Source organism: Nocardia sp. NPDC003999 (genome assembly GCF_053604885.1).
Genome location: NZ_JBSGIB010000028.1, coordinates 13,741 through 35,861 on the forward strand (window position 1 = coordinate 13,741; position 22,121 = coordinate 35,861).

20 protein-coding genes and 1 riboswitch are annotated in these 22,121 nt (G+C 71.3%); of the genes, 2 read left to right on the forward strand and 18 right to left on the reverse strand.

The genetic code is table 11. From position 1 onward, the window contains the following. Together crtI and ACWESM_RS33145 are read right to left on the reverse strand one after the other, a co-directional pair. A complete protein-coding gene (gene crtI / locus ACWESM_RS33140) occupies window positions 1-1,584 on the reverse strand; it encodes a phytoene desaturase family protein (protein WP_364437191.1) in 1,584 nt (527 codons plus the stop codon). A gap of 22 nt (window positions 1,585-1,606) precedes the next feature. Next, complete coding sequence (locus ACWESM_RS33145; RefSeq protein WP_397281772.1) at window positions 1,607-2,740, reverse strand: polyprenyl synthetase family protein; 1,134 nt, start codon at window positions 2,738-2,740, stop codon at window positions 1,607-1,609. A 185-nt stretch (window positions 2,741-2,925) separates the two neighbouring features. Here ACWESM_RS33145 and ACWESM_RS33150 point away from each other — a divergent pair, with 185 nt between their 5' ends. Next, a complete protein-coding gene (locus ACWESM_RS33150) occupies window positions 2,926-3,927 on the forward strand; it encodes a methylenetetrahydrofolate reductase (RefSeq protein ID WP_355079598.1) in 1,002 nt (333 codons plus the stop codon). 418 nt (window positions 3,928-4,345) lie between these two features. On the opposite strand, the gene ACWESM_RS33155 is transcribed toward ACWESM_RS33150, so the two are convergent. The 14 genes from ACWESM_RS33155 to ACWESM_RS33220 form a co-directional block, all read right to left on the reverse strand. Further along, window positions 4,346-5,503 (reverse strand): LLM class flavin-dependent oxidoreductase, encoded by a 1,158-nt coding sequence (locus tag ACWESM_RS33155; protein WP_355079600.1) that lies wholly within the window; start codon window positions 5,501-5,503, stop codon window positions 4,346-4,348. Then, window positions 5,500-6,306 carry a DUF1684 domain-containing protein gene (locus ACWESM_RS33160; protein WP_452495135.1) on the reverse strand — a complete coding sequence of 269 codons (807 nt, stop codon included), beginning with the start codon at window positions 6,304-6,306 and terminating at the stop codon, window positions 5,500-5,502. Before ACWESM_RS33160 ends, ACWESM_RS33155 begins: the two co-directional genes overlap by 4 nt. Then, on the reverse strand, window positions 6,303-7,673 hold the full coding sequence (locus ACWESM_RS33165) for an NtaA/DmoA family FMN-dependent monooxygenase (RefSeq protein WP_452495137.1): 1,371 nt from the start codon (window positions 7,671-7,673) through the stop codon (window positions 6,303-6,305). The genes ACWESM_RS33160 and ACWESM_RS33165 overlap by 4 nt, the downstream gene beginning before the upstream one ends. Then, on the reverse strand, window positions 7,670-8,803 hold the full coding sequence (locus tag ACWESM_RS33170; protein WP_397281765.1) for an LLM class flavin-dependent oxidoreductase: 1,134 nt from the start codon (window positions 8,801-8,803) through the stop codon (window positions 7,670-7,672). Before ACWESM_RS33170 ends, ACWESM_RS33165 begins: the two co-directional genes overlap by 4 nt. Beyond that, complete coding sequence (locus ACWESM_RS33175; RefSeq protein WP_355079607.1) at window positions 8,803-9,135, reverse strand: hypothetical protein; 333 nt, start codon at window positions 9,133-9,135, stop codon at window positions 8,803-8,805. The genes ACWESM_RS33170 and ACWESM_RS33175 overlap by 1 nt, the downstream gene beginning before the upstream one ends. A gap of 176 nt (window positions 9,136-9,311) precedes the next feature. Then, on the reverse strand, window positions 9,312-10,934 hold the full coding sequence (locus ACWESM_RS33180) for a dipeptide ABC transporter ATP-binding protein (RefSeq protein ID WP_452495139.1): 1,623 nt from the start codon (window positions 10,932-10,934) through the stop codon (window positions 9,312-9,314). Further along, complete coding sequence (locus tag ACWESM_RS33185; RefSeq protein ID WP_452495163.1) at window positions 10,931-11,728, reverse strand: ABC transporter permease; 798 nt, start codon at window positions 11,726-11,728, stop codon at window positions 10,931-10,933. The genes ACWESM_RS33180 and ACWESM_RS33185 overlap by 4 nt, the downstream gene beginning before the upstream one ends. A 143-nt stretch (window positions 11,729-11,871) precedes the next feature. Further along, window positions 11,872-12,876 (reverse strand): ABC transporter permease, encoded by a 1,005-nt coding sequence (locus tag ACWESM_RS33190; RefSeq protein ID WP_355079611.1) that lies wholly within the window; start codon window positions 12,874-12,876, stop codon window positions 11,872-11,874. A 2-nt stretch (window positions 12,877-12,878) separates the two neighbouring features. Next, the gene (locus tag ACWESM_RS33195) at window positions 12,879-14,498 is read right to left on the reverse strand and encodes an ABC transporter substrate-binding protein (protein ID WP_355079613.1); all 1,620 of its coding nucleotides are present in this window, start codon (window positions 14,496-14,498) and stop codon (window positions 12,879-12,881) included. Next, window positions 14,495-15,607: an LLM class flavin-dependent oxidoreductase gene (locus ACWESM_RS33200; protein ID WP_364437168.1), complete on the reverse strand. Its 1,113-nt coding sequence runs from the start codon at window positions 15,605-15,607 to the stop codon at window positions 14,495-14,497. The genes ACWESM_RS33195 and ACWESM_RS33200 overlap by 4 nt, the downstream gene beginning before the upstream one ends. Continuing rightward, complete coding sequence (locus tag ACWESM_RS33205; RefSeq protein ID WP_364437165.1) at window positions 15,604-16,119, reverse strand: GNAT family N-acetyltransferase; 516 nt, start codon at window positions 16,117-16,119, stop codon at window positions 15,604-15,606. Before ACWESM_RS33205 ends, ACWESM_RS33200 begins: the two co-directional genes overlap by 4 nt. A gap of 4 nt (window positions 16,120-16,123) precedes the next feature. Continuing rightward, window positions 16,124-17,083, reverse strand: a complete 960-nt coding sequence (locus ACWESM_RS33210; protein WP_355079619.1) for an ABC transporter substrate-binding protein — start codon at window positions 17,081-17,083, stop codon at window positions 16,124-16,126. A 14-nt stretch (window positions 17,084-17,097) separates the two neighbouring features. After that, a complete protein-coding gene (locus ACWESM_RS33215) occupies window positions 17,098-17,865 on the reverse strand; it encodes an amino acid ABC transporter ATP-binding protein (RefSeq protein ID WP_355079621.1) in 768 nt (255 codons plus the stop codon). Then, window positions 17,862-18,869 (reverse strand): amino acid ABC transporter permease, encoded by a 1,008-nt coding sequence (locus ACWESM_RS33220; RefSeq protein ID WP_356965186.1) that lies wholly within the window; start codon window positions 18,867-18,869, stop codon window positions 17,862-17,864. Before ACWESM_RS33220 ends, ACWESM_RS33215 begins: the two co-directional genes overlap by 4 nt. Window positions 18,870-18,896: 27 nt before the next feature. After that, window positions 18,897-18,990, reverse strand: a riboswitch (SAM riboswitch). 385 nt (window positions 18,991-19,375) lie between these two features. On the opposite strand from ACWESM_RS33220, the gene ACWESM_RS33225 reads away from it, so the two are divergent. After that, a complete protein-coding gene (locus ACWESM_RS33225) occupies window positions 19,376-20,083 on the forward strand; it encodes a hypothetical protein (protein ID WP_355079624.1) in 708 nt (235 codons plus the stop codon). A gap of 26 nt (window positions 20,084-20,109) precedes the next feature. Here ACWESM_RS33225 and ACWESM_RS33230 read toward each other — a convergent pair whose 3' ends face one another. Both ACWESM_RS33230 and ACWESM_RS33235 read right to left on the reverse strand, forming a co-directional pair. Next, a complete protein-coding gene (locus ACWESM_RS33230; protein WP_452495143.1) occupies window positions 20,110-21,276 on the reverse strand; it encodes a glycosyltransferase in 1,167 nt (388 codons plus the stop codon). Window positions 21,277-21,311: 35 nt separating this feature from the next. After that, complete coding sequence (locus ACWESM_RS33235; protein WP_452495145.1) at window positions 21,312-22,094, reverse strand: LppM family (lipo)protein; 783 nt, start codon at window positions 22,092-22,094, stop codon at window positions 21,312-21,314. Window positions 22,095-22,121 lie beyond the last annotated feature (27 nt).

The window sequence follows — 22,121 nt, forward strand, 5'->3', positions numbered from 1 at the left end:
TTACGGCGTCGCCTCGAACACTATCCGGCTGGTGCGCGGGGTTCCAGGCGAAGTGGGCGCGATCGCGCGGGCAATACGGTTTGCCGCCAGTTTTCCGGAGAGCAGGGCGGTCGGCACGCCCACGCCAGGAGTGGTGCCGCAACCAGCGATAACCACGTTGTCGCTGGAACGCGGGAAATTGCTCGGCCTGAAGGGACCGGTCTGGCGGAAGAGGTGAGCGGCGGAGAACGGTGTGCCCGCGAGCATGCCGCGGTCGAGCCACGTCCGCGGTGTGTCGAGCCGGTCGACGGCGAAATGCTCGGCGATGCCCCGATAACCGCGCGCTTCCAGCACGGCGAGCAGCTCGCGGAGATAGGCGGGGCCGAGACGCGGCCAGTCCAGCGGCGCCGCCGAAAGATTCGGGCACGGCGCCAGCAGGGAGAACGGCTCGTGACGTCCGTCTGCGCGTTCGATGAACAGGCTCGGATCGGTCAGCGCGGGCCGGGTCAGCAGCAGCGAGGGGTCGCTCATCAGCCTGCCGTGGCCCCGGCGGGCCGTGATCTCGGCGAATGTCCGATCCCAGGCCTGCCCGAACTCGATGGTGTGGTGGGCCTGCACCGGCCAGTCCGCCGCGACGGCGGCGGGGACGGTGCCGTGCGCGACGACCGCCGACGGCGAAGCGCGCAGCCCGCGCCGGGGCCGCACGCCGAGCCGGTCGAGCGAGCCGAGATCTGCGGTGAGCACCAGCGCGTCACAGTCGAACGAACGCCCGTCGGCGGTGCGAGCGCGCCGGGCGCGGCGGTCCGCGTAGTCGATCCCGACCACTTCGGCGTTCAGTTCCAGCGTGCCGCCCGCCTCGGTGAACGCCTGCGCCAGCGCAGCGGCGATCGCCCGCATCCCGCCCTCGGGGAAATACACGCCGAGCGAGGTGTCCATGTGCGGGATCGCGCCGTACACGGCGAGCGCCCGCGCGGGCGGCATGCCCGCGTAGAGCGCCTGGAAGGTGAACAGTCGCGCCAGGCGCGGGTCCCGCAGGAACCCGCGCACCCGGGGACCGAGCCTGCCGAAGCCGCCGAGTCGCACCAATTCGGCCAGGGCGCGGCGCTTCTCGGGGACGCGCACCATATCCAGCGGCGAGTCGAAGTTGGTGTCCATGAACTCGGTGAACTCGGCCGCGTAGATCCGCGCCAGCCAGGCGCGCAGCCGCCGGTATCCCCGTGCCTCGGCCGGGCCGCAGGCCCGCTCGACTTCCGCGGCCATCGCGTCCGGATCGGCGAAGACCCTGATCTCGGCGCCGTCGGCGAACCGGGCGTGATAGCCAGGAGCCAGCCGGTGGATGCGCAGCGGGGGCACGCAGGTCTCCGGGGCGCGGCCGACGGCGGCGAGCGCGTCGGTGATCAGTTCGGGCAGCGTGAGGACGGTGGCGCCGGAATCGATGTCGTAGTCGGCGCCCCGGTAGCGTCCGACCCGGCCACCGGGGTGGTCGGCCCGCTCGAGCAGCGTCACCGTGCGACCCGCACCGGTCAGATACAGGGCGGCCGAAAGCCCGGCCAGTCCCGCACCGACCACCACGACGCGATCGGTCGGTCCCGCAACGGTTCTCATCGGAGTCTCCTCGCCGTGGCGCTCACGCGGCACGCTTGGTGGCGGCCAGCGCCATGGCGCGCAGCCGTTCCTTGGCCGCGGGCGTCGCCGAGCTGGCCTCGATGGCCGCCAGGCCGGTGTCGGTGAGTTCGGTGATGCGGCGCTCCACTTCGTCGACCGCGCCGAGTTCGACCAGCAGAGCGCGCAGCCGCTGCACCTGCTCCGCGCTCAGGTCGGTGCCGATGCTCGAGCGCAGCAGCGCGGCCGCGGCGGGATCGGCGTCGTCGGCGCGTCGCAGCGCTTCGGCCAGCAGCACGGTGCGCTTGCCCTCGCGCAGGTCGTCGCCGGAGGGCTTGCCGGTGACCGCCGGATCGCCGAACACGCCGAGCAGGTCGTCGCGCAGCTGGAAGGCGATCCCGATCGCGGTGCCGAACTCGCGGTAGGCCTCGATCAGCTCCTGACCAGCGGCGGCGATCGCGGCGCCGAGATGCAGCGGGCGTTCGACGGTGTAGGCGGCGGTCTTGTAGCGGTTGATCCGCAGCGCGGCCTCGACCGATTCGTCGCCGCCCGCCTCGCCGCTGATGTCGAGCAGCTGGCCGCCGAGCACCTCGGTGCGCATGTCGGCCCACACCGGCGCGAACCGGGCGATGGCCGCGGGCGCGAGGCCGGACGCGTGCACCATGTCATCGGCCCAGGACAGCGCCAGATCTCCGATCAGGATGGCCACGCTGGCGCCGAAGTGCGCCGAGTCGCCGGACCATCCGCGGTCGCGGTGGCGCTGCTCGAAGTCGACGTGCACGGTGGGGAATCGGCGGCGGGTGCGGGAGGAGTCGATGATGTCGTCGTGGACCAGCGCGCACGCCTGGACGAGCTCGAGCGCGGAGCACGCGGTGAGCACCGCGGCGGCGTCGGGGGCGTGCGGATCGCCGCCCGCTCCGAGCCAGCCGGTCCACGCGAACGCCGGCCGGGTGCGTTTCCCGCCGCGGAGCACGAACTGCTCGAGTGCGTCGGTGGCCTCGACGAAGACCGGCCCGAGGCGCTCGGTCGTCGAGCGGCGGGTGGCGAAGAAATGGGTCAGGGCGTCTTCCACGGCGGTGACGAAGGCGGGGGTGCCCGGCTGCGGCACCGCTGGGCGCGGCGTCTGAGTACCGGTTGCGGCGGACAGAGGAGCCTCCAAGGTCGTGCGGATGGTGGACGCACGGGGTCGCGGAGGGTGCCCGGGCGCTGCGGATGATTCGGGGCCGAGCGAGGGGCGGTCGCGCGTGTCGCTCGGCGTGGCGAACAACTCGCCCGATGCGAAGAATACGCGGAGGGTCCGAGCGACCCGACAGGGCCGCCACCGGCCACCTCTACACTGAACCGGTGACTTTCGACAACGTGCGGGGCGGCTCGACCCCTGGCCGGGCGTCCCGGACGCACCCGAACGTCTCCGCCACACCGTCGGTCGTGGAGAGTCTGCGGGCGCACGCGGGGCACGCGGTGCCGTTCTCCGTGGAGTTCAATCCGCCGCGCGACGCCGCCGCCGAAGCGCGGCTGTGGCGCGCCGTCCGGCAGTTCGAGTGCATGCACCCCGCGTTCGTATCGATGACCTACGGCGCGGGCGGTTCCACTCGCGACCGCACTGTCCGCGTGACCGGGCAGCTGGCGCAGGAGACGACGCTGCTGCCGGTCGCGCACCTGACCGCGGTGGAGCACAGCGTCGCGGAGCTGCGCTCGCTGGTCGGCGCGTACGCCGACTCGGGCATCCGCAACATCCTGGTGCTGCGCGGCGACCCGCCCGGTGACCCCCTCGGCGAGTGGCACAAGCATCCCGACGGCGTCTCCTACGCCGAGGAGCTGGTGCGCATCGTGCGCGACCTCGGCGATTTCCACGTCGGCGTGGCCTCCTTCCCACAGGGCCACCACCGCTCGCCGGACCTGGCGACCGACACCGCGTTCCTGGCCGCGAAACTGCGTGCGGGAGCGGAGTATTCGATCACTCAGATGTTCTTCGACGTCGAGCACTATCTGCGTCTGCGCGATCGTCTCGTCGCGCTCGACCCGATCGAGGGCGCGAAGCCGATCATTCCGGAGCTGATGCCCATCACGTCGCTGCGCACGGTGCAGCGCGCCGAGGAGCTGTGTGGCAGGCCGCTGCCCGCCGCCGTGCTGGACCGGCTGCGCAAGGCGGCGGGCGACGACGGTGAGGAGAACGCCGCGGCGGTGCGCGCGGCGGGCATCGAGATCGCCACCGAGATCGCCCAGCGGCTGATCGACGAGGGCGCGCCCTGCCTGCATTTCATCACGCTCAATTTCGCCAAGGCGACCAGTGAGGTACTGACCAACCTCGGTTACGGCGTCACGGCTACTCCGGTCAGCGCCTGACCGCGCACGGGGTCCTCTGATCACGGCGCGTCGAGCCGGCGGTGTTCAGCGGTGCGCGTACGGGTGGTCGTCCGGAATGCGTGTCGAGTCGAACGGCCGATCACCGGTCGGGCGGTCGTCCGGAACGTGCGCGTCGAGCCGAGTGGGCGATCACCGGTCGGGCGAGTGTCCGGAACACGCGTCGGGCCGAATCGGCGTTCAGTGGTAGCGGGCGGTGCTCCGGTGCCGGTGCGGCCGAGCCGAGTCGGCGATCACCGGTCTGGTGAGTATCCGGAACACGCGTCGAGCCGAGTCGGCGTTCAGCGGTAGCGCGCGGTGCCGGTGCCGGTGCGGCCAGCCGGACGCCGATCGACGGAACCCGGGCGAGATGATCCCGGAGTCTGCCGGTGCGCACGAGGACGCACCGGCAGGGCCCTGGTCAGGCGGCGCGAGCCGCGCGCAGTCCCCATGCCTCGGCGAGCAGCCGATACGATTCCAGCCGATCGGCGTGCTGATGAGTGATCGTGGTGACGAGCAACTCGTCCGCCCCGCTGACGCGTTGCAGCGCGGCGAGCCGTTCCGCGACCGTGCCGGGTGATCCCACGAACTGGGTGGCAAGGCGGTCGTCGACCAGACGCCGCTGCTCCGCGGTGAGCGGCGCGATGGTCGCCGGATCGGGATAGTCGGCCGCTCCCGCCCCGCTGCGGATGCTGTGCACCCAGTGACCGTAACTGGCGGCCAGCCGCTGTGCGGTCGCGTCGTCCTCGGCCACGACCACGTCCGCGGAGATCACCACGTACGGCTCGGCCGAGTCGGCGGACGGGCGGAACGCCGCGCGATACGCCTCGATCGCGTCCAGCGCGGTGCCCGGCGAGACGTGATATGCCGCGGCGAACGGCAGCCCCAGCCGCCCGGCCAGCTCCGCGCTCTCGCCGCCGGTACTGCCGAACAGCCACAGCCGTACCTGTGCGTTCTCACCGGGAACAGCGTGCAGCGCAACGCCTTCCGGGCTGACGAAACTACCGGCCAACAGGGCGCGCACCTCGCCGATCTGCTCGGCGAAATCCAGCGGCTCCGCGCCGCGCTGCTGCAACGCGCCCACCGAGGCGATGAATTTCGACCGGTCCAGGATGCGGCCCGGGTCGAACGGCGGCGGAACGACCACGCCGTCGCGGATCTCGGTGCGCCCGGTCACCGCGTCGACCACCGGTTTACCGCCCTTGTTGCGCCCGGCTTCGGCCCCGAACTGGCTGCGCCGATGACCCGACCGGCCCAGCCCCAGGTCGAGCCGGCCCGGGTACAGCGCGTCGATCGTGCCGAACGCCTCCACGATCGAGGCCGAGGTGTGATGACCTACCTGCACGGCCGCCGAACCCACGCGGATGCGCTTGGTGGCCGCGGCGACCAAGCCGATCAGGGTGATCGAGGAGGAACTGGCCACCCTGACGAAGTGGTGCTCGGCCAGCCAGTACCGGTGGTAGCCCCACTGTTCGGCGTGCTGGGCCAGATCGACGGTGTTGCGCAGCGCCTGCTGCGCGGTGGAGCCCGCGCTGATCGGGGACAGGTCCAGGATCGATAGGGGAACGGACCCGCTCACGCCGCACGCCCCTGCCGCGGATCCTGCTCGCCCGCTTCGATGGCCACGCGCAGCCGGTTCTGCGCGGGCGCCACCGGGCAGGTCGCGAAATCGGTGAACGCGCACGGCAGATTCGCCGCGCGGTTGAAGTCCAGCACCACCGTGCCGTCCGCCTCCGGTGCGCCCACGGTCAGTGACCGTGCGGCCGGGTAGGTCGTCACACCGCTGGTCGCGTCGGTGAACAGCACGCGCAGGTCGTTCCGGTCGCCGAACGCGACGACCCGTTCGGTCACCTCGCCGATGCGGAATTCGATGGTGCCCGCGGCGCTGTGGTGGTGTTCGAGTCCCTCGATCACCGCGCCGGTGACCACGGTCCGCTGTTCCTCGAACGGGGTGAACCGCCCGGAGAGCACCCAGCGTGGATCGGGTCGATACGACGGGATGCCGTCGAAGGTGAGCAGGGCGGGGGAGGCCGGGTCGTGCACCCGGACGGCGTAGCGACCTGCGCGGCGGATCACCTCGAGCACCCGGCGCTCCTGCCGGACGTGCAGTCCGGGCGCGCCTTCGGCGGGGGTGACGATCTGCACGCCGGCGATGCCGAGCCCGTCGTACTCCAGCCGGTCGGCGGGCTGGGCGGTGATGAACACCTTCTCGTCGGTGACCCACCAGGTGCCGGGGACATCCGGCAGCCGCTCGGGGCGGTCGGTGAGCCAGTGCAGCCCGGTCAGGCTGAGAAAGCCGAGCGGGTCGCGCAACTGGTCCTCGCGCGCGTGGTGCCAGCGCGCCCACTCGGTCTCGAAAACGCTGGTGATGCTGGTGGTCATGACGCTATGGCTCCTTCGTGGGCGGTGGTGCGACGGTGGGGATGGCGCAGGCCGAGGTGGTCGCGCAAGGTGGTTCCGGCGTACTCGGTGCGGAAGCTGCCGCGCTCCTGGAGTTCCGGGACGACCCGGTCGACGAACTCGTCGAGCCCGTGCGGGGTGAGGTGCGGGACCAGGATGAATCCGTCGGCGGCGTCGGATTGCACATAGGTGTCGATCTGCTCGGCGACCGACGCGGGCGTGCCGATGAACTGCTGGCGCGCGGTGACCTCGATGATCAGCTCCCGGATGCTTAGCCCGCCCGCTTCCGCCTTGGCCCGCCAAGCCTCGGCGACCGCCCGGGGGTCCTTGGCGTGCCGTACGCGGCCGCGGGTGACGGTGACGTCGTCGGCGGGCTCGACCTCCGGCAGCGGGCCGTCCGGGTCGTAGCCGGAGAGGTCGCGGCCCCAGACCTGCTCGAGGAAGGCGATCGCGGTCTGCGGACCGACCTGCTGCAGGCGGATGTGCCGGGCGCGCTCCTCGGCTTCGGCCTCGGTGTCTCCGAGGACGAAGGTCGCGGCCGGGAGGATCTTCAGCTCGTCGGGGGTGCGCCCGTATTTGGCCAGGCGGCCCTTGAGATCGGCGTAGAAGCGCTGCCCGTCCGCCAGGGCGCCGTGGCCGGTGAAGATCGCGTCGGCCGTGGCCGCGCCGAATTCCCGGCCGTCGTCGGAGTCGCCCGCCTGCAGCAGCACCGGGTGGCCTTGCGGGCTCGGCGGGAGCACGAATCGGGCGGCGATGTCGAATTGCGTTCCGCGATGCCGGGTTTCCGGGATGTCGCGGGCGAACACCCCGGCCTCCCGATCGACGACCAGGGAGTCCGCGGCCCAACTGTCCCACAACGCCCGGGTCACCTCGACGGTCTCGGCCGCGCGGCGGTAGCGCTGCCCGTGCTCGAGATAGCCGCCGCGCCGGAAGTTCGCACCGGTGAACGCGTCGGAGGAGGTCACGACGTTCCAGGCCGCGCGCCCGCCGGAGAGGTGGTCGAGCGAGGCGAATTGCTTGGCCAGCTCGAACGGTTCGTTGTAGGTGCTGTTGATGGTGCCGGCAAGGCCGAGCTTCTCGGTCACCCCGGCCAGCGCGTTGAGCACGGTGAAGGTGTCCGGCCTGCCCACGACGTCCAGATCGTGGATGCGGCCGAGGTGTTCGCGCAGACGCAGTCCTTCGGCGAGGAAGAAGAAGTCGAACAGGCCGCGCTCGGCGGTCCGCGCCAGATGCTCGAACGACGCGAAATCGATCTGGCTGCCCGACTCGGGATCGCTCCAGACGGTGGTGTTGTTCACGCCGGGGAAGTGGGCGGCGAGGTGGACGGGCTTGCGGGGCTTGTCGGTCACGACAGCGTGCCTTCCGTGCTGGTGGCGTAGCGGCTCGCCGGGCGGGGCAGGCCGAGGCGAGCGCGTAAAGTGCCCGCGGGCAGCGGTTTCCGGTCCAGTGCGGGCAGCTGGCGCACGGCGGCGGGAAGCGCGAGGGGGCGCAGGACCACGCCGTCGGCGGCCTCGGCGGCGGCCACGTCCGCGAGCAGTTCACGCAGCGTCGCGGTGGTCCCGACGTGGCGCAGGGCGGTCGGCGCGGGGGTGCGGACCGGGTCGGCCCAGCTGTCCAGAGTGTGGACATCCACGCGTGCCGTGTCCGGGGAGTCCGCCAGATGGATGTCCAGATCCAGCAGCACCTGCACGCTGTCGGGGTCGCGTCCCGCGGCCGTCAGCGCGGCACGCACTTCGGTGCGCCGCGTCCGTGCCGCGTCGAGATCCGCCGCGTCGATCCGGATCAGGTCGGCGCGGCGCAGCGCGACCTCGGTGTCGGCCGCGCCGTCTGCGCGCACCGCGACGATCGGCTGACCTTGGGGCGAGCGCGGAGTGATCGATGGCCCCTTCACCGCGAAGTTGTCGCCGGTGAAGTCGATGTAGTGCAGTTTGTCCCGGTCGACGAAGCGGCCGGTCGCGGCGTCGCGGATCTCCGCGTCGTCCTCCCAGCTGTCCCACAGCCGGGTGACGACATCGATCGCCTCGTCGGCCTCGTGCCACAGCGCGGCCGCCTCCTGTGCCGGTTTGCGTCCGAACGCCCGCGCCTGCTCGTCTCCTTCGGAAACGGTGACCTCCCAGCCCGCCCGGCCGAGCGTGGCGAAATCCAGGCTCTGGAACGCCTTCGCCAGATGGAACGGCTCGGTGTGGGTGACCGGCGCCTGCGGGATCAGGCCGACGCGGTGAGTGGCGGCGGCGACGCGGGCGGCGATCGCGACCGCGTCGAGCCTGCCCCGGGTGGCGCCGGAGCCGCCGGGCTGCAAGCCGAACGAGTCGGGCAGGAACACCGCGTCGACGCCCGCCCGCTCGGCCGCGACGATCAGATCGACCCAGTACCGCCCGGTGAACAGGTCTTCGGCGCGTGAGTCGGCACGCCGCCAGGACGCGGGGTGCGCGCCGGTCCCCGCCGCCTCGACGGCGAGGAAGAGGCCGGAATCCGTCATCAGGCCGTGCCCTCCGCGTCGATCTGCTGCCGCAGCGCCGGGTGCGTGCCCGCTCCTGCGACATCGGGGGCCGAGAACAACGCCTGCTGCCACAGCGCGGCGCGTATGCCGGGCGAGGAGCGGACGACGCGGCGGTCCCGCTCGGCGCGGACCGGTGCGACCGCGTGGACCCGCGCGTTACCGGAGATCTCGGCGGCGCGCGGGGCGCGCAGGCGGGTGCGCCACCAGCGGGCCGGGTCGGCTTCGAAGGCGGCGGGGTCGGCTGGAACGTCCGGCGCGGCGGCCGGTTCGGCGTCGGCGTCGGGCTTCCGGTTGAAGGCGGAGTACACCATCAGGGCGATCCTTTTCGGTCGGTGCCACCATGTGCTCGGCTTGTGGCCGGTGGTGGGCTCCGGTGAGCGGGGAGGGGTAATCGCGGAGGACGAGACGGCGGGTTCCGGGCGGCTGCGGCACGGAGCCCAGCGCCGCCGGTTCAGCACGCGGCTGTGGCGGTAGGTCGGATTCGGCATCAGGACGCGCCTTTCGCCAGGGCGGGCGCCGGTATGGCCGACAACAGTTCACGGGTGTACTCGTGGCGCGGATCGCCGAAGATCTCGGCGGTGCGGCCGGATTCGACGATGCGGCCGTGCCGCAGCACCGCGACGTGATCGCTGATGCGGCGCACCACAGCCAGATCGTGCGAGATGAACAGGTAGCTCAGCGACAACTCGGCCTGTAGCCGGTCGAGCAATTCGAGAATCTGCGCCTGCACCGAGGCGTCCAGCGCGGAGACCGGTTCGTCGAGCACCAGCAGTTCCGGATGCAGCGCCAGCGCCCGGGCGATGGCGACGCGCTGACGCTGTCCCCCGGACAACTCGGCGGGCCTGCGCTGGGCGAAACCGGGCGGGAGCGCGACCTGCGCGAGCAGTTCCGCCACGCGGTCGCGGCGCTGCGCGCGGTTCCCGATGCCGAACGCGCGCAACGGTTCCTCGACGATCGCACCGACCCGCCAACGCGGATCCAGTGAGGCGTAGGGGTTCTGGTACACCACCTGGAAGCGTTTGCGCAGTGCGCGCAGCCGCGACCCGCGGGCCCGCGACAGCGACTGCCCGTCGAAGGTGACCTCGCCGCGGTCGGGTTCGGTGAGCCGCAGCGCGATCCGCGCGGTGGTGGACTTGCCCGATCCGGATTCGCCGACCAGCGAGAGGGTCTCGCCGCGACCGAGTTCGAAACCGACCCCGGCCACCGCCGTCACGCTGTCGCCCCCGTGCGCCCGGAAGGTCTTGTGCACCTCGCGCAAGACCAGTAGCGGCTCGCCCGTCCTGGGCTTGGGCTCGCGGTAGCCGTCGGCGGGCGCGAGGCTGGGTGAGGCGGCGAGCAGGCGCTTGGTGTACGGGTGGTGCGGCGTGGCCAGCAGTTCGGCGGTGGCGCCGCTTTCCACCACCTCGCCGCCGTTGAGCACGACCAGGCGGTCCGCGCGTTCGGCGGCGACGGCCAGATCGTGGGTGATCAGCAGCACCGCCGTGCCGCGCGCCGCGATCTGCTCGGCGAGCCGATCCAGTACCCGGCGCGCGACGGTCGCGTCGAGCGCGCTGGTCGGCTCGTCGGCGATGACCAGGTCCGGTGCGCAGGCCAGCGCCGAGGCGATCAGCACCCGCTGGCGCTGCCCGCCGGAAAGCTCGTGCGGGTACTGGGTGGCCCGTAGTTCGGGCCGGTCCAGTCCGGCGTCGGTCAGCAGCTCGATCGCCCGCGCCCGTGCCGCTTTGCGGTCGGCCAGTCCGTGTACCAGCAGCGATTCGGCGACTTGGTCGCCGATTCGCCGGACCGGATTCAGCGACAGCCCGGGGTCCTGCGGGACGAAGCCGATGCGCGCTCCCCGAAGCCGACGCAGCGCGCGTTCGGAGCCGGTGTCGACCACGGCGCCGTCGAAGGTCACGGTGCCACCCGCGATCTCGGCGTTCGCGCCGAGCAGGCCGATCACGGCGTGGGCGAGCGTGGACTTGCCGGAACCGGACTCGCCGACCAGCGCCACCACCTCGCCGCGGGCCACGGTGAGTGACACACCGTCGAGCGCGGTGACCGGGCCGGTGTCCGAGCGGTAACGAACCCGCAGGTCCTCGACGTGCAGCAGTGGAGATGCCGGGGCGCTCACGCGCGTTCTCCCTTCCCGATCGCGCGGCCGAGGCGCTGCGCGGCGAGCACGACGGCGATGATGACGAGACCGGGCAGGGTGGTCATCCACCACGCGGTCGCGAGATAGTTGCGGCCCTCGGAGATCAGCGTGCCCCACTCGGGCGTGGGCGGCTTCGCGCCGTAGCCGAGGAAGCTCAGCGCCGACACGGCCAGCACCGCCATGCCGAATTCCACCGCGGCCAAGGCGAGTACGGGCTGGATGGAATTGGGCAGCACGTGCCTGGCCAGCACCGTGTACCAGCGTGCGCCCGCGGCGTGGGCGGCCTCCACGTACACCGCCTGGCGCACCCGCAGCACTTCCGATCGCATCACGCGGGCGAAATTGGCCACCAGCGAAATGCCCACCGCCAGCGCTACGTTGCGGGTGCCGAAGCCGAGCGCGGTGACCAGCGCGAGCGACAGCAGCAGCGAGGGCACCGACAGCAGCACGTCGACCAGCCGCATGACGATGGCGTCCACCACGCCGCCGACCGCGCCGGACAACAGCCCGAGCAGCGCCCCGGCGACCAGCGCTATGCCCACCGCGGCCAGGGTGGCGGTCAGCGAGAGCCCGGCGCCGTGCACCATCCGGGTGTACAGATCGCGCCCGAGATTATCGGTGCCGAACCAGTGTCGAGCGCTCGGGCTCTGCAACTTCTGCGCGGGCACGCCGGTCAGCGGGTCGCCACCGGCGAAGACCGACGGCGCCAGCGCCCACCCCACGGCGAGCAGCGCGACGGCGCCCGCCACCAGCAGTCCGGCATTGCCGCGCAGAGTCTTCCACCGCACGGCCGGTCGTCGCAGACCGGTCAGCACCGCTGCGCGCTGTTCCTCGGTGACGTCAACCACGGGTCCGTACCCCCTCGGCGAGTGGTGCGCCGAGCAGGAGCCCGGCGTTACGAATGACGGGAGCGTGGTCAGGCACGGACGATCGCCTCCTCGGCGGTGTCGGCGGCGGTCTGCTCGGACTCGCCGCGCACACCGCGAGAGCGGGCGGCGATGCGCGGGTCGAGCAGCGGATACAGCAGGTCCACCGCCAGATTCACGCTGACGAACACCACTGAGGTGAGCAGCACGATGCCCTGCACCACGGGGATGTCCTGCGCCAGCACCGCGGTCTGGGTCAGCCGCCCGACGCCTTGGCGGGCGAAGACGGTCTCCACCACCACCGATCCGGCGAGCATGTTGCCGACCAGGACCCCCGCGATGGTGAACGCGGGCACACTGGCCGGGCGCAGCACGTGCGTGCGCCGCACCCACCAGCGCGACCCACCCTTGGCCAGGGCCACGTCGACGAACGGCTGACGCCAGGTCGTCTCCAACCCGGCGGTGAGCACTTGTGCGATGACCGCGCCGATCGGCAGGGCCAGGGTGAGTGCGGGCAGCACCGTGCCGGCGAAACCGTGTCCGCCGAATGCCGGAGCCAGCCGCAATTGGAACGAGAACACTTGCAGCAGTAGCAGTCCGGTCCAGAAGGTCGGCACCGAGACGCCGAGCGACGGCAGCGCGGCCAAAGCGTTGCGCAGCCAGGGCCGCCGGGTCTGGGTGGCCGCGAACGCCAGCGCGACGCCGCCGACGACCGCGAAGAGCAATGCGGTGCCGGTCAATTCGAGCGTGGCGGGCAGCGCGTCACCGATCGCGCCGGTGACCGGCTGCCCGGTCGCGATGGAATGCCCGAGGTCGCCGCGCACGGCGTGCCCGAGCGCGGTCGAATACTGTTCCCACAGCGGCCGATCCAGCCCGTAGCGGGCCTGCATCTCGGCGATGGCGGCCTTGTCCACCGGCGTGCCTGCGCCGCCGCCGTCGGCCGCGATCGAGATCGGGTCGGCGGGCAGCAGGTACAGCACAACGAACGACAGCGTGAACGCCGCCCACAGCACCCAGATCGCCTGCAGTGCCCGCAGGGCCAGATAGCGCGCCATGACTACCGTCCGCTCAGCCAGGTGTCGAAGAACTGCAATCGGGCGGAGGCTTCGAACTTCAGATCGCGCGTGTTCGCGCTCGCGCCGATCGCCTGGGACAGCTCGACGGTCGGCAGCTGCAGTCCAGCGTCGAGCACCTGTTCCTGCGCGGTGCGGATAAGCCCGTTGCGTGTCGCGGCGTCGACGGTGCTGACCTGCCCGTTCAGCGCGTCGTCCAACGCGGGTACGGGGCCGCGCGCGTTGAGATTGCGCCCTTCGAGGCCGAAGGTGGTGCGCAGGATGTCACCGTCGGCGCGAGTGGTGTTGCCGTAGAAGGAATCGAAATCCTTGCTGCTCTGGCGCGCCGTGGCCTCCGCCGACGACACCAGGTCCAGCTTCAGCTCGACGCCGACCTGCCGCAACTGCTGCTGCACCAGTTCGAGGATCGCCTGGTTGCCCGCGAACACCTGGCTGAACAGCACCGAGAACGACAACCGCTCGCCGTTTTTCGTCCGGACGCCGTCCGCGCCGGGCAGCCACCCGGCCTGATCCAGGAGCGTGCGCGTCTTCGCCGGGTCGTAGGCCAGACGCGCGGAGAGGTCGGTGTAGCCGGGTGTGGTGCTGGCGAGTGTGCTGGTGGCGGGCTTGAATTGCGGGCCGAGCACGGTGTCGACCAGTTGCTTGCGATCGATGGCGGGCAGCAGGGCCCGGCGCACCGCCGGATCGCGCAACGGACCTCTGGTGACGTTGAGCTGCAAGCCGAACGGCACACCCGGGTTGGCGGTGCTGAGCACCCGGCCACCCGCCGCTTCGATCTGCGGAGCGTCCTGCGGCAGCGCGTCGCTGATCGCGTCCAGCTGCCCGGAGGCGAGACTGCCGGTGCGGACGCCGGATTCGGGCACCACGGTGAACTCGATCTTGTCCAGGTAGGCCTCGCCCCGATGGGCGAACACCGCCGAACCCCAGTGGTAGCCGGTCCGTTTGGCCAGCGTCACCGCGGCGTCCTGGCGGTAGGCCGCGTAGGTGAACGGTCCGCTGCCGACGTTGTCGCCGAGACAACGCTGCTCGGCAGGCTTGGCCGTGGTCACGTCGGCCAGGATGCCGAGCGCCGCGGTCGAGGACGCCTGCAGGAACGGTGCGTTGGGCTTGCTGAACTCGACCCGGGCGGTGAGCCGGTCCACAGCCGTGGTCCCGACGTAGCCGGTGAGGTAGCTGCTGCCCAGCGGCGCCTTGCCCGAGCCGATCTTCACTACCGAATCGAACGTGTTGCGCACCGATTCGGCGGTGAGCGGCGTGCCGTCGCTGAAGGTGACGCCGTCGACGAGGTGGAAGGTGAAGACCTTCGCGTCGGGGCTCGTCTCCCAGCTCTGCGCCAGCCACGGCTTCAGCTCGCCGGTGGCCGGGTCCTGGTCGGTCAGCGAATCCACGATCTGCCGGGCGACGTACAGCGTCTGATTGGTGCCCGCCTGGGCGGGATCCGAGCAGGTCGGTGCCTGCGACAGGCCGTAGCGCAGTACACCGCCCGGCTGGGGCGGGCCCGCGTCGCCGCCGGGCGCGGCCGAATCACTGCCGCAGGCGGCCACGGTGGTGGCCGCGGCGAGCGCGCCGGCCAGCGCGACGATTCGGTGACGGGTTCGGATCACGGGGCAACTCCAGATACTTCGGGGCGGGGGAGCTCCTCGCCCTGGTCGGGGTCGGTATCGGCGACACCGGTCGCCAACGGTCGGCTGGGGATGCGGCGGCGCAATTCCGGCGCCACCTCGGCTTGGAACAGCTCGAGGCCGTCCAGGTACTGCCGCTCGGGGCGGCCGTCGCGTTCGGCGGACAGGTGGATCACCTCGTGGCCGAGGTGCTCGTGCTGGCGGCCGACCTTGTCGATCACCTGCTCCGGGCTGCCGATCAGCGCCGAACTGCGGGCCACGTAGTCGTCGAGGGTCTCGAACACCACCGGCAGCCCGCGTTCGCGCGCCAGCGCCAGCCGCGCTTCGAAGATCGGCGCGTAGGCCGCGAGCGCCTCCTGCGAGGTGCGCGACACCTGGAATCCGGCGGTGCCCGCGCCGACCAGCGCGTCGGCGGGGTCGTGGCCGTGGAACGCCCAGCGCTCCCGGTAGTGGCGCACCAGCTCGGCATACGGCTCGATCGGGTTGGTGACGTTCGCCGAGAACAGTGGATCACCGTGGCGCGCGGCCAGTTCCACCGATTCGCGGCTGGTGGCGCTGCCGTGCCAGATCCGGATCTTCGGCTGCCACGGCCGGGGCAATGCTTTGGCCTCGCGCAGCGGCGGACGGAAGCGCCCCGACCAGGTCACGCTGTCACCGGCCCACAGGGCGCGGAACAGTTCGTAGCCTTCGCGATTGCGGGCCCACTGGTCGTCGGGCGTGACGTGGTACAGCTGCGCCTGTGCGGCGCCGTTGCCCTTGCCGATGATCAGCTCGAGCCGCCCGCCGGACAGGTTGTCCAGCGTGGAGTAGTCCTCGAAAGCGCGCACCGGGTCGAGCAGGCTCAGCGTGGTCACCGCGGTGAACAGCGTGATCCGCGAGGTGAGGGCGGCCAGGTGGGACAGGATGACCGGCGGCGCGGCGGACAGGAACGGCTCCTCGTGCCGCTCGCCGACGGCGAACCCGTCGTAGCCCAGTTCCTCGGCCAGCCGCGCCTGGCCGACGACGTCGCGCAGGCGTTCCCGGGTGCCGGGCAGGCGGCCGGTCCGCGGGTCGGGTACCCGGGTCACCAAGGTGAACAGCAGGAACTTCACGCGATCGCTCCCAGCGCGGGCAGCTGCTTCTCGAAGGGATGCGGCCCGATCTGTTCCGCGGGCAGGTCCGGGTCGTAGAGCGCGCGGTAACCGGCGGCGAGATAGAGGCCGACCGCTTCGGGCTGACGCGGTCCGGTGGTCAGGTAGATCCGCCGGTAGCCGCGGCGCGCGATCTCGGCTTCCAGCTGCTCGAGTACGAACAGTCCGAGCCCTTGCCTGCGGTGCTCCCGCGAGGTCCAGATCCGCTTCAGCTCCGCGGTGTGCGCGTCGTAGCGCTGGAAGGCACCGCCCGCCACCGCTTCTCCGTCGCGGGTGACGACCAGCAGGGCGCCGTGCGGCGGCGCGAACGCGGTGGCCGGGTGCTCGCGCAACGAGGCGTGCACCTCGCCGGGCGTGCGACCGTAGCGGCTGCTGTACTCGAGGGCGAGTTCGGCAAGCAGGGGCGCGGCCAGGGGGTCGTCCTGGGCCACCCGGTGCACGCGCAGCGTCGGGGTCGAGAGCGGTTGTGTCATCGGCTCAGCGCTTCTTCGGCAGGCCGGGCGGGTTGATCCGCGATTCGGTGACCGTCTCGCTCTGCAGGCCCCAACGGTCGATCACCTGCTGATATGTGCCGTGCTCGATGGCGTAGGCGAGCGCGTGCTGCACGGCGGTGATCAGCCCGTTGTCCTTCTTGGTGAGCACCGCGATCTCGCCTTGCAGCGCCTCGCCCGCACCGGAGAAGGTGCCCACGATCCTGGTCTGCTTCGCGGTGGCCGCGTGGTAGATCGCCGTCGGGTTCGGGCCGAGGTAGCCGTCGAGCCGCTGCGAGGCCAGCGCCAGGTAGTAGTCGGTGGTCTGCTGGAAGTAGGCGATGTCGATCGGAGGCAGGCCCTCGGCCCGGTTCTGCTCGTTCCACTTCACCAGCAGCTGCTCCTGGTTGGTGCCGCTGCCGACCCCGATCCGCTTGCCCGCCAGGCTCGTCCGATCCTTGTATGCCAGCTTGCTCTGGATCGGCACCTCCAGCGCGACGTTGTCCTTGCGGTAGGTCGCGAAGTCGTACTTCTCCTTGCGTTCCTCGGTGACGGTGACGTTGGAGATGAACGCGTCCACCTCACCGGAGTCCACCCGCACGAAGTTCTGCGACCAATCGGCCACCTGCGCATCGAGTTTCAGGCCGAGGATGTCGGCGACCAGCGAGGCGAAGTCGATCTCCGAGCCGACCACCGTCCGGTCGTCGGTGGCGTAGAACCGCAGCGGCGGCGCTGCCCCGGACGTGCCGGTCACGACCAGCGTGCCGCGGTCGCGGATCGCCTTCGGCACCTCGGCGGCGATGGCATCGACCTTGGCGGCCCGAACGCGGCCGGACTGGGCGGGGGAGAGGTCGAAGGTGACCGAACCGGCGGGCTGCGCGGCGTTGTCCGCCTCGGGTTCGGTGCAGCCGGTGGCCAGCAGCACGACCGCGGTCGCGGCGGCGGTGACCAGGGCGGAGAACTTCATCGGATACCTGTTCGTCAACGGACTCGGGAAAGGAACGCGCGAGTGCGCGGGTGTTCGGGATGGTCGAGAACGACCGAGGGCGGGCCCTGCTCGACGATGACGCCCTCGTCGAGGAACACCACGGTGTCGGCGACCTCACGGGCGAAGCCGATCTCGTGGGTGACGATCACCAGCGCGGTGCCGCCGTGCGCCAGATCGCGGATCACGTCGAGCACTTCGCCGACCAGTTCCGGGTCCAGCGCGGAGGTGGGCTCGTCGAACAGGATCACGCGGGGGCGCAGCGCCAGCGCGCGGGCGATCGCCACCCGCTGCTGCTGCCCGCCCGACAGCCTGCGCGGATACGCGTCCGCCAGGTGCCCGATGCCGACCCGATCCAGCAGCAGGCGTGCCTCGCGCTCCACCTCGGTCCGATCGCGCCGCTGCGCGGACAGCGGTGCGAGCGTGACGTTGTCGAGCACGGTCAGATGCGGGAACAGATTGAACTGCTGGAAGACGAAGCCGATCCGGGAGCGCTGCTTGCGCACCGCGTGGTCGGGCAGCGCGTGCAAGCGGTCGCGCCGCAGCCGATATCCGATCAGCTCGCCGTCGATGTGCACGGTGCCCGCGTCCAGCGTCTCCAGATGGTTCACCACGCGCAGCAGGGTCGACTTGCCCGACCCGGACGGGCCGATCACGGCCACCACCTCGCCGGATCGCACGGTGAGATCGATGCCGCGCAACACTTCGTGCGAGCCGAAGGATTTCCGGACGCCGCGGACCTGCACGGCGGGTGTGGCGCTCATCGGGTCGCTCCGCGCGGTGCGGCGGGACCGGCCTCGGCGACCTCGCGCAGCTTCCGCCACGCGCGTTGCAGCGGCGTCGGCGGCGGCGTGCGGTGCGCGCCCTTGGCGTAGTGGCGTTCGATGTAGTACTGCGCCACCGAGAGCGCCGTGGTGAGCACGATGTACCAGACCGTCGCGACCATCAGCAGCGGCACCACCCGTCCGTTGCGCCCGTAGATGACCTGGACCTGGTAGAACAGCTCGGCGATCGCCATCACCGACACGATCGAGGTGCCCTTGAACAGGCTGATCACCTCGTTGGCCGCGTTCGGCAGGATCGAGCGCATCGCCTGCGGCACCACCACCGTGCGGAATTGCCGCAGCCGTGGAATCCCCAAGGCGGCGGCGGCTTCCAGCTGACCAGCGTCCACCGAGATGAACCCGGCCCGGATGATCTCGGCCGAATACGCCGCCTGATGCAGCGCCAAGCCGATCACGGCGGCGGTGAAACCGCTGATCACCCCGTTCACCTCGAAGGTGAACAGCGCGGGCCCGAACGGGATGCCGACCGAGAGGGTCCGATACAGGTAAGCGATGTTGAACCAGAACAGCAGCTGCACGATCAGCGGGATCGAGCGGAATGCCCAGATGTAGACCCACGCGATCACCCGCAGCACCGGGTTGTTCGACAGCCGGGCGATCGCGAGCGCGGTGCCGAGCAGAAAACCCAGCGCCGTGCCCCACGCGGTCAGCTCCAAGGTGACCCGCAGCGCCGACAGCACCGACTCGGCCGTGATGTACCGCGCGAACGTCGGCCAATCCCAGCCGGGATTGGTGGCCAGCCCGTGCACGAACTGGGCGAGCAGGATCAGCGCGACGGCACTGATCACCCAGCGCCAGGGATGCCGGGTCTTCGCGACGGTCGGCGTCGTGCCGGTCTCGGCGGGGGCCGGTGTTCCGGTCGGGTCCGGTTCGGTCGGCGCGGCGGCCTCGGGGGCGGCGTCCGGCGCGGTGGACGCGCTCATGACGGGTCCTCGATGATCACTTCGGTTCCTCCATCGGTCCCGGCGGAAGCACCCGCACCCGGTGACCGGGGGGTTGCTGCGACGTCGACGAGCCAGGTCTCTCGGTCGCTCTGGATGGTTGGCGCCGACCCCCCTTCAGCGGATGTCAGGGGCGAGCCGAATCATGATGCCCAGCAAGGGAAGCCTGGAACAAGAGAAGTAATCACCGTGAGCGTAGATCTTGTCGACGCCGATTCATCGGATCTTTGTAGTAACCGGGCGTGCGCTGCTCTGCCGAGGGCGAGGTGAGTTTCCGCGCTTCGCCGATCCAGGGCGCGTGGCGCCGGACTGGGATGGTCCGATGCAGCATACGGCTATCGCCGACGCGGGGGAACGCCGGTGGGCGACGCGGAGGTCCGTTCCGGGCAAACAGGACTCGCCACGAAATTGCTGTGTGCAATCTCGGCTGCTGATTGCGTTTGCCGGAGTACTGTCCCCCTCGATCGTTCCGCCGATGAGGAGGTTTCGTGACCATATTGCGCCGTCTGACCCAGTTGTCCGCTGTCGCGACCAGTTCGATCGCCTTCGTGCTCGCCGGGCCGGGGGTCGCGTTCGCGGCTCCGGATGCCACGATTCCCGCGTTTCCCGAGGACTCCGTGCCGATCGCCGCCCCCGGTGACCTGTTCGGCGCGTATCAAGCCGCGCTCGACGCGTTGCGCGCGCTCGGTATCCAGCCGTTCGCGTACCCGAGCGCGTCGGCGTTCTGCCTCGACAACACCACGGCCGGTCTGGCGCCCGCCGTGGCAGGCGCCATTCCGGGGCCGTGGCCGAAGACCACCGTCCAGATTCCCGGCCAGGACCTCAGCGCCGTCAAGGCCGGGCAGGCCATGTTCACCTTCGTGCCCTACGGGCTCGGACCGGACGGCCCGAATACCGCCGGAATGCAGGTGAGCTGGCTGAATCTGAGTACCGGCCGCAGCGGCACCGCCGCCATGGGGCCGCTGCCCGAGGTCGCGCGTTCGATGGTTCCCGCGGCCGTTCCGCCGGACCAGCGGCCCGCGGCCGAGCAGGCGATCCGGGACTTCCTCGTCGCGTCCCTCCCGATGGGCGGGGTGCGCGCGGTCCCGGTGGACACCGGGAAGGGCACCGTGCTCGCCGCGATGTTCGGCACGGTGCAGAACGGCGCCAAGTCCTGCTTCTTCCTGCCGACGGTGGGAATCACCCCGGTGCCATGAGATTTCCGTCACCGCGGCACGGCTGCTCAGGGAAGCGGCCGACCTTTCCAGCGCGCCGTGCCGCGGCGACGGGCCAGGTGTGACCGCACCCACAAAAGCAGATACACCGCCACCGACACCGGATGCGCGACGGCGGCAGGCAGATCCGAAGGTTTCAGCGGGCCGCCGGTTTCGGTCGAGCGGGCCAGCAGTCGCCCGGCGACGGCGGCGAGCCAGCCGGCCAGGCCCGCCCGGCGGTACGCCCCGCGGCCGAACACCGCCACTGCGGGCGGCACCCAATAGGCAAGGGCGGCAACCAGTCCCACCGCCGCTCCACCCGTTATCGTGCCGTCGTAGGCCGACCAGAGCCAGCGGGAGTAGCCCGCGTCCAATTCCGCGGCGTCGCGATACATCCTGGTGCGGGCCAGCGGTCCCGCGGCCACCAGAACCGTGGAATGACCGGCTCGCCGCAGCGTACGGGCGATGTCGAGGTCTTCGGTGACGCTTCCGGCCACCGCCGTGTGGCCGCCCACCGAGCGGTACGCGGCGTTGTCGAACACGAGGAACTGCCCGCAGGCCACCGCCGTGGCGGGCCGCAGGCTCCGGTCGACCGCGGTGACCGGCAGCGTCGAGGCCCACGACCAGCACAGCAGGGGCTGCACCAGCGCCTCCGCCACCGAGCCTGCCACCTGCAGCGGCCAGGGGGAGACCAATGCGGCGCGTCGTTCGCGCAGCGCGCCGACCGCCGCCGCGAGCGCCGTCGGGGCCAGCCGCACGTCGGCGTCCAAGAAGATCAGCACCGGCGTCGACACCTCCTCGGCCAGCCGGACGCAGGCGGCGGCTTTTCCGGTCCAGCCGGGGACCGGATCGGACTCACTGTGCAGCAAGGTGAAACGCGGGTCGCCGTCGATCGCCGCGCGGGCCGCGGCGCCGGTGTCGTCGGTGGACGCGTCGTCGAGGACGCGTACCGCCATGCGCGGCACGCCCACCTGGGCGCGCAGGTCGCCGATCAGCTCGGGTAGCCGGTCGGCCTCGTCGCGCGCCGGGATACAGACCGTGACCGGTTCGATCACCGTCGTCGGGGTGTTCGTCAACCGCCGTACGGTGATCCGGTTGTACAGCGCGATGCCCGCGCCCAACACGGCGACCGCGGCGGCGAAGGACGGCAGGATCGAGTTCGCGCGCAACGTCTTCGGCAGGTCGGCACTCACCATGAGGGCCACGCTATCGCGGCACACCGACCTGTCGCTCAGCGATTCTGCGTCACCGAGCGCCACCAGCGGCTGAGCGAGAAGCCGACCTCCGGCGCGCCGGGCGCGGCGGGGTTGCGGTCCATGTACGCCATGGCCGCGACGATGGCGGCCACCGCGAGCGTGATGCCGCCCGCGATGCCCGCCCAGCCCGCGAACGAGCGGGTGTTCGGGTCGGCGTAACTGACCTCGGCGCGCAATGTGGAGACATCGCCGGGCGGCAGCTTCCAGGAGACGACGTTGTCGCCCTCGCGGCTGCCGTTGGTCTTTGCGACGCGGGCCGGGAACGCGATGGTGAACTGCACGTCCGAGCCGTGCGGCGGCACCGATTTCAGATCGACCCGCCCGCTCAGGCTGACCAGGTCGCCGGTGCGCTGGAATTGCAACTGGAACATGCCCTGAGTCTGCTCGGACAGCCCGCCGAGCTGCTGCACCTCGCCGAACGACAGATCCTCGAAGAAGACCTGGCTGCCCATATATCCGTCCTGGGCGTACGGCTCCACCCGCACCTTGGCGACCAGCGTCTCGGGCGCCTTCAGCTGCGGGCCCTTGTCCCCGGCGTCGGCGGGCACCACGGCGGCGACGATCCGTCCGGACACCCGGTCGTTGGACGAGACCCCCATCGAAACCTGGACCCGCAGGCACGCTGCGAGCATCGGGACCAGCATCGCCGCGAGCAGGACGACCGAAGCGGCACGCGCGGCACGGCGTGGGACCCGCCGCAGCGGGCGATCCGGGGTATCGAGCTTCGTGGTGACGGGACTCGGCTGCACGGGTGACATCGTGCCAGGCCGTCCGCCCGGAATGAA